The sequence below is a fragment of the Levilactobacillus spicheri DSM 15429 genome (assembly GCF_001435095.1).
GTDB classification, from domain to species: domain Bacteria; phylum Bacillota; class Bacilli; order Lactobacillales; family Lactobacillaceae; genus Levilactobacillus; species Levilactobacillus spicheri.
The window spans coordinates 165,799-176,984 of sequence record NZ_AZFC01000012.1 but is presented as its reverse complement, the minus strand read 5'-3'; the positions used below and the strand labels follow the sequence as shown (position 1 = coordinate 176,984).

8 protein-coding genes and 1 pseudogene are annotated in these 11,186 nt (G+C 49.7%); all 9 read left to right on the top strand.

Annotation, left to right across the window (positions count from 1 at the left end; genetic code table 11):
* Positions 1-182, top strand: a pseudogene (locus FD37_RS13115) (hypothetical protein); the annotation flags it as partial.
* Between the two features lie 115 nt (positions 183-297).
* On the top strand, positions 298-1,152 hold the full coding sequence (locus FD37_RS03555) for a Hachiman antiphage defense system protein HamA (RefSeq protein WP_147007657.1): 855 nt from the start codon (positions 298-300) through the stop codon (positions 1,150-1,152).
* Positions 1,139-4,132: a DEAD/DEAH box helicase gene (locus tag FD37_RS03550; protein WP_147007656.1), complete on the top strand. Its 2,994-nt coding sequence runs from the start codon at positions 1,139-1,141 to the stop codon at positions 4,130-4,132. The genes FD37_RS03555 and FD37_RS03550 overlap by 14 nt, the downstream gene beginning before the upstream one ends.
* A 591-nt stretch (positions 4,133-4,723) precedes the next feature.
* The gene (gene ylqF / locus FD37_RS03545) at positions 4,724-5,590 is read left to right on the top strand and encodes a ribosome biogenesis GTPase YlqF (protein ID WP_056963498.1); all 867 of its coding nucleotides are present in this window, start codon (positions 4,724-4,726) and stop codon (positions 5,588-5,590) included.
* Entirely contained in the window at positions 5,583-6,365 is a 783-nt protein-coding gene (locus FD37_RS03540; protein WP_056963496.1) for a ribonuclease HII, read from the top strand. The genes ylqF and FD37_RS03540 overlap by 8 nt, the downstream gene beginning before the upstream one ends.
* A gap of 51 nt (positions 6,366-6,416) precedes the next feature.
* The gene (gene dprA / locus FD37_RS03535) at positions 6,417-7,322 is read left to right on the top strand and encodes a DNA-processing protein DprA (protein WP_056963494.1); all 906 of its coding nucleotides are present in this window, start codon (positions 6,417-6,419) and stop codon (positions 7,320-7,322) included.
* A gap of 120 nt (positions 7,323-7,442) precedes the next feature.
* On the top strand, positions 7,443-9,554 hold the full coding sequence (gene topA / locus FD37_RS03530) for a type I DNA topoisomerase (protein ID WP_056963492.1): 2,112 nt from the start codon (positions 7,443-7,445) through the stop codon (positions 9,552-9,554).
* A gap of 132 nt (positions 9,555-9,686) precedes the next feature.
* Positions 9,687-10,610 (top strand): tyrosine recombinase XerC, encoded by a 924-nt coding sequence (gene xerC, locus FD37_RS03525; RefSeq protein WP_045807820.1) that lies wholly within the window; start codon positions 9,687-9,689, stop codon positions 10,608-10,610.
* Between the two features lie 30 nt (positions 10,611-10,640).
* Positions 10,641-11,183 (top strand): HslVU peptidase proteolytic subunit, encoded by a 543-nt coding sequence (gene hslV / locus FD37_RS03520; RefSeq protein ID WP_045807819.1) that lies wholly within the window; start codon positions 10,641-10,643, stop codon positions 11,181-11,183.
* Positions 11,184-11,186: the final 3 nt, after the last annotated feature.

Here is an 11,186-nt window from a genome sequence, read left to right as displayed (position 1 = left end):
CCTTGATGGTTTTTTCTGTCCACTTAAATGTTCAACTTAAATTTTACAATCTGCCATTTAACGAGTTGATGGGATCGTTTATTTTGATGAGTTGTGCAATGCTAAGCAATAAGCAGCAAATTTTGGCAAATTTTTTGGCAAATAGATTTGTTGAATGGTCATATGATATTATGATTATGTAGTATAGTTTATTTTTTGGAAATACATGGGACTAATCTTAATGTCTGAAGTACTTTCATTCAAAATGAATATGTAGCGTATAATTTAAGCAATTAGTAACTTACTTGGAGGCAGATGTTGAATATACCCGAGTACATGAACAGTTATGCTCATTTTGATCCTATTCAAAATATTGAAGAAAATAATATTGAAATAATTTTGGTTCAAGCACCATTTGACAATATTAAGGTGATTGCTGATTGGGCGAGATCTTTTCGACACAAATATATCTCAGATGAAGATTTGCTAGAAGGCATGGAAGATATCGGGGAGAATGAACCAATTGATTTCCTAAAGGAAATGGTATATCCCGAAAACAAAAAATTTCAAAGTGGCGATTTTGGTGAGATTTTGGTTGCTGAGTACTTAATGTACACTGAAAATTTCTGGGTTCCAACATTATTTTTAAGATATTCGGAAAAATCCAATAAAGAGGAATCTACGAAAGGGTCAGACATAGTTGCAATTCGGTTTTATCAAGACTCAGATCATGAATCTGACCAAGATTTATTATGCATTGGTGAGATTAAGACTGGATCGACACGTACTGTTCGTGAAAGATTACAGGCTGCTATAAATGACTCTGACAAGGATAGTATTGACCTACTTAGTGCTAAACGAGGTAGTGTTGGATTGAATGCGGTTAAATTAAAAATAAAACATCGAGAGCGGCAGGAGAATCAAGATGGGTATTCATACCGTGAAATAGCAAGATTTGAAAATCCAATTGAGAGGCCGTACCAAATTCAGTATGTTGCAGCAGCAGTTGTGGATCAGAAGCAGCTTAATCAAAATACCGTGAAAAAAGTTGTGACGAAAGAGTCTCAACATGTTGATTCATTGAGAATGATTGCTTTTGGAGTTTCAGAAATTCAAAAGTTAATAAATGCTCTGTACAGTGAATTAGGGGTAAGCAATCTTGACAACGAATAATGAAGTACTACGCGATATCTGGGTAAGACTTAAAGAACAAGAATTTGCAAGAAGCTCAGACTTATCCAGTAATAGAAAAATGTGGAATAAGCTTCTTTACTATGCACTATCATCTGTAACTGATTATTTGTGTGAAGATAATTTGGCTGTTAATCAACATTTTCGTTCGCAATTAGAATTTGCTGGCAAGTTCTTTGAAACATTGCCACAGATTAATTTAGATGTTAATAAGCTATTTGGCGATGAGGAACTGATCTTATTTTCAGCGACAGCATACGTATTTGCGGGCTATCCAGGTGCAAGTGCGGTTGTACTAAAAGGACTAACAGGTGACAAACTTAGTTCAACCGAGCGAGTATTAGCTGAGGTCATCAGATACGGAGACGTAAACTTTCCATGGGAAAATAGCAAAATTGGGTTGACTACTTCCCTTGTCTTTTCGGGTCGCGAAGATATTAGTATCCTATATAAACAGGTAGATTCATTATTAGAGGATGCGTATCGGCGTGACCATGACATAGATATAATTGCAGCGGAATGCGTGCAAAAAATTATCCGGCAGTGTTGGGAAAATGCCACGATTAATCTAATGCCAAGTTTTTCAGATACTGACCCGCAAAAGTGGGTTTTACCGCTTACTGCTAGAAAAGTACATCCCGTTCTTTGGAGTGCCCAACGGGAACTTGGAAAGCATAATGTTTTTCGAGGAAATTCGGCAGTGGTTCAACTTCCCACCGGGTCTGGAAAAACTGCCTCATTTTCGCTTATCCTTAGGGCTAGTTTGTATCGGGATTCCTTTCATATAGCAGTCATTGTGGCACCGTTTAAATCAATTCGTGATGAGATTTACTTGGATTTGAAGCTACAATTTCATGATGAAGAGGTTGATATTAATCGTATCAGTACCGAATTAAAATTTGATTTTTCAGATTTCAGTTTGATAGAGCGTCCCGCGATATTAATTGTTACTCCGGAAAAATTGTTGTTTATGATTCGGTATGACCCTAATTTTTTAAGTGAAACTGGGTTGTTCATTTTTGATGAGGCTCATCAGTTAGATAATAGTGATCGGGGAATAACATTTGAATTGTTACTTAGCACGATTAATTTTTTTGTGACGGACGAAATACAGAAAATATTTGTTTCAGCCGTGATCGGCAATCCAAACGAAGTATCTGAGTGGTTTAATTCTGGTAACAATAATGTCGTTAACAAGTTAACGCCAAGAAAACTTGAAAAAGTCTTAGGATATTCCTATTGGAACGATAAGACGATGCATGGAGAGCTTTATATTTGGAATAAACTTCAGGAAGCCAAAGCACTGGTGAAATTTCCGTACTTTTTTGATCCAGTTAAGATAAAAGAAAACAAAATACAGCCTGATTTTACTATCAAAAATCGTACAAAGGGTATACGGTGGGCTACAGCATTAACTACAAGGCAATTCATGAAGGGGGGGATGGTCGCTGTATATGTTCCGAGAAAGGATACTATTAAGGGCCTGGCTCAGGTTTTCATGGAGCTACAGGAAAAGTCTCCAATTCTAATTGATGGTAATGAGTCGGTTGTGGCATTATGTAAATTATTTGAACTGAATTTTGGTGAAGACTCAGTTCTTGTAAGAGCGTACCGGAACGGAATATTTGTGCATGATGGGGACATCCCTGATGGTATTCGTGGTTCTTTAGAATTTGAGGCTCGAAACGGAAATATTCCTCTATTACTGTGCACGAATACTCTTGCGCAAGGGGTCAACTTGCCTATTAAGACCATCATTATAACCTCGATTGGAAATGGCGAAATGGAATTGAATAACAGAGATACAATCAACTTAATTGGACGTGTCGGAAGAACTGGGGTCATCAATGAAGGAAACATCATTTTTATGCAGAATATCAGTTCCTTCTCTGATGAGCGCGTGAAACATGCGTTGAATAGTCTAGCAATAGATGCCCCCGCAGAACCTCTAGGAAGTTCTCTCGCGGCATTATTCATGCCTACAGCGATTAACTCATATAGTAGATCAGAAGACATCCGGGCATCTGAGTGGTGTGTTCCTGAGTTTCTTGATAATCCGATGGAGTGGATTTCAAATCGAGTCAAGGGTGATTCTCCTAGTAAAGCCAAAGCATATCGACGCTTATTTTTAAAAAAAGCAAATGGTATATGGCAAATTGAAAATTATCTTATGTCTATATGGAATGTAATTCAGGAGGGCGTTCAGGAAGAAAATATAGAAAATGTTGTTAAAAAAATGTTTGCTTCTACATGTATACGAGATGATGAATTTGATTTAATGCTCTGGACGTTTAAGTATCTCGGTGAGAGGATTAGTCGTCTAGTTGTCGATAGACATGATGTTTTGACCATGAGTAAAATGATGGTTGGGATTAATGAAGCATTAACTATTAAGAGTTTTGTAGATAGCAATGATGAAGTAATTATCACAAGTGATGACATGGAACAGATTATTACCGATATTTGGCCAATTCTACGAACCTCCGTTTCTATAAAGAATCAATCTGAAGATAGCCTTTATCGTTTCTTGTTAAATAAGTGGATTAAAGGGAGCAGCTATATTGAAATTCTCGAGTCATGGAAATTAGAGTACCCGGACATTAGGTTGTCAAATCGTAAACCTACAGTTGAAAAAGTGTATATTATTTGTAGCCAGGCATTTCAATTTGATATGCAGTTAAAACTGACTGCTCTAATGGAAGTTATTACAGATCCTGTAAAGTATGCGCGATTAGAAAAACTACAGGTTGCAATGAAACTTGGATTACCTAAGAAAACAGAACAAGTAATGTATGGTGCTGGGATTAGCGATCGCGTTTTGGCACGCTTGTTTTGTGAGGAAATGGGTGTTGATACTGCAGACTATAAAGAAGTATTACATTGGCTACGAATGAATAAAGGGAAAATTATTGAAAAATTTGGTAATATTATCCCTGAGTATTTTAGAAGCCGAATTTGGTAATCTTTATATCGGCACTCAAAGTAAAACTTGGCTATCAGAAAGAGTATAATTTATTAACGATAATTGTCCTGCAAGGAAGTAGACACAGAAAATATACTAAGATAATACATGCCTGTAACTAATTATGTGTTGCAGTGGGAAAATAAAACTCCAATTACAAAGAGCTCTATCTACCTACACACTGAATCGGCGGCTTGAAGAAATGCAAAATAATGCTATCTTTAGCAAGAGTGTCATTAACCCAACACGCTAACTTGCATTGTTTAATTTTAGGTTTTTTGAAAAATTCTTTTATTGGAAGCAACGACGATACCTCAATTAAGGATAAAAAATGATAAGATGGGAATTGTTAATTGAGTTTCCATCTTATCTTTTTTCTTTTAAATGCCTATTGGGAAAGAATAATTTTTATGGATTTTGAAAAGGGGCATAAAAGGGTAGAACGGCCTTTTATCTAGGATCAGTAACTCAATAATATGGAAGAAACAACTGCAGGTCACACGATAAATCTTTGGTAAATTTCACAAAATAATGTACATCAAAGCGGCTAAAAAGCCTTACAAGTCGTGATATCACAAAGGAGTACAATTCATGTCAGTTATTCAATGGTTCCCCGGCCACATGGCCAAGGCGATTCGCCAAATGGAAGAAAACGTGCACCTGGTCGACATCGTGTTCGAACTGGTGGACGCCCGCATCCCCGCCGCATCCCGGAATCCCGAGGTGGCGCGGATCAGTCGGGACAAGCCGCACCTGATCATCCTCACCAAAAAAGACCTGGCCGACCCGCAACAAACGGCGGCGTGGTTAAATTATTACCGCGCCCATCACCAGCCCGCCATCGCCATCGACTCGCGCGCCAACGTGACGCCCAAGCAGATCACGAAGCTGGCCCTGGAGATCCTGCAGGACAAGCTGGCCGCCGAAAAGGCCAAGGGGCTCAAGGAACGCCCCGTTCGCGCCATGACCGTGGGGGTCCCGAACGTCGGGAAGTCCACGCTGCTGAACCACCTGGTCAGTCGCAAGGCCGCCCAGGTCGGCGACACGCCGGGGGTCACCAAGGGACAGCAATGGCTGCGGTCCAGTAAGCACCTGGAGCTGCTCGACACCCCGGGAATCCTGTGGCCGAAGTTTAAGGACCAGACGACCGCGCAGAAGCTGGCGCTGACCGGGGCCATCAAGGAAAAGCTCTACGCCAAGGACGACGTGGCTCTGTACGCACTGTCCTTCTTCCGCCAGTACCATCTGGCGGCGCTCGAGGCCCGGTACCATCTGAGTGCCGCTGACCGGGAGCTCAGTGACGTCGACCTCTTGCTGAAGATCACCGCGAACGTGGGGATGCGCGACGACTACGAACGGGCCAGTGAACGGTTGATCCTGGACGCCCGGCGCCAAAAGCTGGGGGGCTTCACCCTGGACCGGGCCCCGCAAAAGGCCGCTGCGACCCCGCATGACTGAGGAGAAGCGCCCGAGCCTGGCCCAACTGCGCCGGGACCTTGCAACGGTCACCACGGCCGATGATCCGCGGTTGTTGGCCTTACAAGCCGACCCGCGGAAGGGCGCTCAACAGTTGCGCCAACAACTCGAGCGGCGGTTCGCCAAGCAAGCGGCCGCCGAGGCGGCCTTCCAGGAACGCTTGCATTACGAGCGGCCGTTCTGGGAACGGGGCCAACGGGTCGCCGGCATCGACGAGGTCGGGCGGGGGCCCCTGGCCGGCCCGGTGATCACCAGTGCGGTGATCTTGCCACCCGACTTCGACGTGCCCCTGGTCAACGATTCGAAACAGCTGACCCCCAAGGAGCGGGCCCGGCTCTATCCCATTATTTTGGCCCAGGCCGAGGCCGTCAGCATTGGGGCGGCGAGCCCGCAGCTGATCGACCAGGTCAACATCTATCAGGCGACCCGCATCGCCATGCAGCGCGCCGTTGTGGGCCTGGGCCTGGCGCCGCAGCACCTGATCGTCGACGCGATGCAGATTCCCGTGGATCTGCCGCAAACGCGGTTGATCAAGGGGGACGCTAAGAGTGCCAGCGTGGCGGCGGCCAGTATCGTGGCCAAGGTCTTCCGGGATCACCTGATGGACAGTTACGACCGCTTGTATCCCGGGTATGGCTTTGCCCAGAACGCGGGGTACGGGACCGCCGAGCATCTGGCCGGGCTGGCCGAACGGGGCGTGACCCCGATCCACCGGCGCAGCTTTGCCCCGGTGAAGGCGGCCCTTTCAACCGAATAATTGACGATGAATCACGGAGTTACTCCTAAACGAACCTAGGAGGCGGTGCCCATGCACCTGACACGCCGTGATTTTTTAGTACGCTTAACGTTCATCCCCGGAGTGGGTCGCAAGACGATTTTGAAGATTTGGCGGTGGTTGGTCGCCCAGCAGGTGACCACGGTGACGTCCCCGGTGGTCACGGACTTACTGACGGCTTTACCGTTGGGAAATCAAGCGCCGCAGATCCGCTTTGGCTGGCAACAGGCCCAGGTGCTTGAACGTGAAAGCCTGAACCTGCAGTACACGCCGTACGTGACCCTCGAGGACCCGGAATACCCGCCGTTACTACGGGAAATTTACGAACCGCCGGTGGTGCTGTACTACCTGGGCGATCCCCGGTTGTTGCAGGCCGTGGGGTTGGGGGTCGTGGGGACCCGTCATCCCAGCGGGTACGCCGTGCGGGCCATGCGCCAGGTGTTGCCCGCGGTGGTGGCCCACCCCGAGATTTGTCTGATCTCGGGGATGGCGCAGGGGGTCGATACCCTGGGCCATCAGGTAGCCCTGGCCCATCACGGGAGCACAATCGCCGTTTTAGGGACCGGATTGGGGCGGTGCTACCCAGCCAGCAACCGCGAGCTGATGCGCACCCTCACGCATTCCCAGCTGGTGATCTCCGAGTACCCCTGGGCGACCGGCCCAGCCAAATTTCAATTTGTGGAAAGAAACCGCCTGATTTCTGGGTTGAGTCAAAGCGTTTTAGTGGTCGAGGCGGCCCGGCGTTCCGGTAGCCTGATCACGGCCAACTTCGCCCTGCAGGAAAACCGCAATGTCCTGGCGATTCCGGGCCCCATCGACGCGCCCAATTCGGTCGGAACCAACGAATTAATCCTGGCCGGTGCGAAACCAATCCTTAATTCCGAACATATAATGGAAGAACTTTTAGTTGACAAGCGACCATCACTTGAAATACTATGAGTTGGATTATAGTGAAGCGTTACGCGAAGTTATGCTTCGTGAACCAAAATAAATTTGTGGTTGCCCGTAAGCCCGGTCTATGGGGCTTTACCGCACCACCACTTGAGGGAGTAATGCGCATTGCCAACCAAGGCGAAACCAAAAACCAGCCCGCGTAAGCGGAAAAAAACACAAAAAAAATTGGTGATCGTGGAATCACCCGCGAAAGCCAAAACCATTGAGAAGTATCTGGGGCGGACCTACAAGGTCGTACCGAGTCTGGGACACGTGCGGGACTTGCCGAAGAGCTCGATGGGAATCGACTTTGACAACAACTACGATCCCCACTACATCTCCATTCGGGGAAAGGGTGACGTCATCAAGGGCTTACGGTCCGAGGCCAAGAAGGCCAAGGCCGTTTATCTGGCGTCTGACCCCGACCGGGAAGGTGAATCGATTGCCTGGCATCTGGCCCACATCCTGAACCTCGACGTGACCGATAAGAACCGGGTCACCTTCAACGAAATCACCAAGGACGCCGTGAAGGAAGCCTTCAAGACGCCCCGGTCGATCGACATGGACCTGGTCAACGCCCAACAGGCGCGGCGGATCCTCGACCGGCTGGTGGGGTATTCCATCTCGCCACTGCTGTGGAAGAAGGTTAAGAAGGGACTTAGTGCCGGGCGGGTACAGTCCATCGCCTTAGCCTTGATCATTCAGCGGGAAAACGAGATCAAGGCCTTTCAACCGGAAGAGTACTGGACCATCGACGGCGCCTTCAAGAAGGCCCGGACGACCTTTGCGGCCAGCTTCTACGGCCTCAAGGGCAAGAAGCACGGCTTAAAGGACAACGCCGCCGTGCAGGACATCTTAAGCCAAATCGATAAGAGCCAGGCCTTCGACATCACCAACGTGGTCCGCAAAGAACGGAAACGGTCGCCGCAACCACCGTTTACCACCAGCTCGATGCAACAGGACGCCAACCGGAAGCTCAACTTCCGGACGCGCAAGACCATGATGGCGGCCCAACAGCTCTACGAAGGCATCAACCTGGGGAAGGAAGGCACGCAGGGGCTGATCACCTATATGCGGACCGACTCGACCCGGATCTCCAGCTTAGCCAAGCACGAGGCCTCCACCTTCCTGCACGAGAAGTACGGGGCGGAATACGCCGCGACCAAGCCCATCAAGGGCAAGTTGCCGGAAGGGGCCCAAGACGCCCACGAAGCCATCCGACCAACCTCGGTCTTCCGGACGCCGGCCAGCCTCAAGGACCGCCTGAACAAGGACCAGTTCCGGTTATACCAGCTGATCTGGAACCGTTTCGTGGCCAGCCAGATGACCAACGCCATCATGGATACCATGGCCGTGACCATCGAACAAAACGGCGTCACGTTCCGGGCAAACGGCTCGAAGATGAAGTTCGAAGGGTTCTTGAAGATCTACAAGGACGGCAAGGAAAAGGACAACCTGTTGCCCGACCTTGAAATCGGCGACCAGGTCACCCTGGCCAAGACCGATCCGGCCCAACACTTCACTCAGCCGCCGGCACGGTACTCCGAAGCCAACCTGATCAAGGCCCTCGAAGAAAACGGGGTCGGCCGGCCGTCGACCTACGCGCCAACGTTGGACACCATCCAACGGCGTTACTACGTAAAACTCGTGGGCCGGCGGTTCGAACCGACCGAACTCGGGGAAATCGTCGATAAGATCATCAAGGACTACTTCCCAGACATCGTGAACGTCGGCTTTACCGCCGGGCTCGAAGACGAGCTGGACGGCATCGAAGCCGGTAAGCAGGACTGGGTTAAGGTCATTGACAACTTCTACAAGCCCTTCTCGACGGAAGTGGCTCACGCCGAAGACGCCATCGAAAAGATTCAGATTCGTGACGAACCGGCGGGCTTTGACTGTGACATCTGTGGGGCCCCGATGGTCATCAAGATGGGGCGTTACGGGAAGTTTTACGCTTGTTCGCGCTTCCCGGACTGCCGCAATACCAAGCCCATCGTGAAGGAGATCGGCGTGATGTGTCCCGTATGTCATCAGGGGCAGGTCATCGAACGGAAATCCAAGAAGAACCGGATCTTTTACGGCTGTTCCCGTTACCCTGACTGTGATTTTGTCTCTTGGGACAAGCCGGTCGGTCGGGACTGCCCGAAGGATGGCCACTATCTGGTCAGCAAGAAGATCCGAGGCGGCAGCCAAATCGTGTGCCCGAACGGCGACTACGAGGAAGCTCCGCAAAAGTAACGACGCAAGACGTGACACCCGCGGGTGTTGCGTTTTTTGTCTTGTGGGGCCTAGAGGACCCGTGATTTGATGAGTTAGTTGTGTTTTTAGAAATCGTTTGCTAGCATTACAGGTGTGCAGGAGGGATGCAGCATGCAAGATCAAGCAGTTCAGGAATTTATGACCTACCTGCGCGGTGAACGGCAGTATTCCGCCGAGACGGTCAAGGCCTACCGGGAGGATCTCACCGAATTTTGGCAGTTCTTAGCCGCCAACGGGGGCACCAAGCCCTGGGACCAGGTCGATCAGCTCGACGTGGAGGTCTACTTGAGTCACCTGTACGACCACCACTACGCGCGGACCAGCATCGCCCGGAAACTGTCGACCATGCGCTCGTTTTACAGCTTCCTGATGAGTAATCAGCTGGCCAAAGACGATCCGTTCGCCTACGTGCAGCTGAAGAAACATCAGGACCACCTGCCGCGGTTCTTCTACGAGCGGGAAATGACCGCGCTCTTCACGGCGGCGGCCGCTAATCCCGACTCGCAGTTGGCTACGCGAGATTCCGCGTTGCTCGAGGTGCTGTACGGCACGGGGATGCGGGTCAGCGAGTGCGTGAACCTGACGCTGACGGCCATCGATTTCGACAACCGGCTGATGCTGATCACCGGGAAGGGCAACAAGCAGCGCTACGTGCCGTTTGGCCATTACGCCCTCGACGCGTTGACCCAGTATCTTCAGGTCGCGCGCACGCCGCTGATGGCGGCCCACGATGAGCACCACGACTTCGTGTTCGTGAATCACCGGGGCCACCAGTTGACGCCGGCCGGGGTGACCTACCTGTTGAATCAGATCATTCAGCGCAGTAGCCTGACCACCGAGATTCATCCCCACATGCTGCGGCACACGTTTGCCACGCACCTGCTGAACCGCGGGGCCGACCTTCGTTCCGTCCAGGAACTGCTCGGCCACAGTAGTTTAGCCACCACTCAGATCTATACCCACGTGACGCGGGAACACCTGCAACGGGATTACCGGCAGTTCTTTCCCCGGGCCACGGAGGAGCATCACGATTAACTTAGACAACTTAAAAAGGAGCATGCGGTTATGCCAGTAAAATTTGAAGCAACCACCATCTGTGCCGTTCGTCACAACGGGCACAACGCCATGGCGGGTGACGGACAAGTCACCATGGGTGAAAAGGTCATCATGAAGGGGACCGCCCACAAGATTCGGCGGATCTACAACAATAAAGTGGTCGTCGGCTTTGCCGGCAGTGTCGCCGACGCCTTCAACTTGGAAGAAAAGTTCGAAGCCCAACTCAACGAATACAGCGGGAATCTCCAACGGGCCGCCGTGGAACTGGCCAAGCAATGGCGCTCCGACCAGGCCTTACAGAAGCTCGAGGCCCTGTTGATCGTCATGGACAAGGACGAGATGCTGCTGGTCTCCGGGTCCGGTGAAGTCATCGCACCCGATGACGACATCCTGGCCATCGGTTCCGGGGGGAACTTCGCCCTCGCCGCCGCCACGGCCCTGCACCACCACGCACCCGACATGACGGCCAAGGAAATTGCCGAAAGTGCCATTCACATTGCCGGGGGCATCGATATCTTTACCAACGAAAACGTCATTTCAGAAGAACTTTAACGA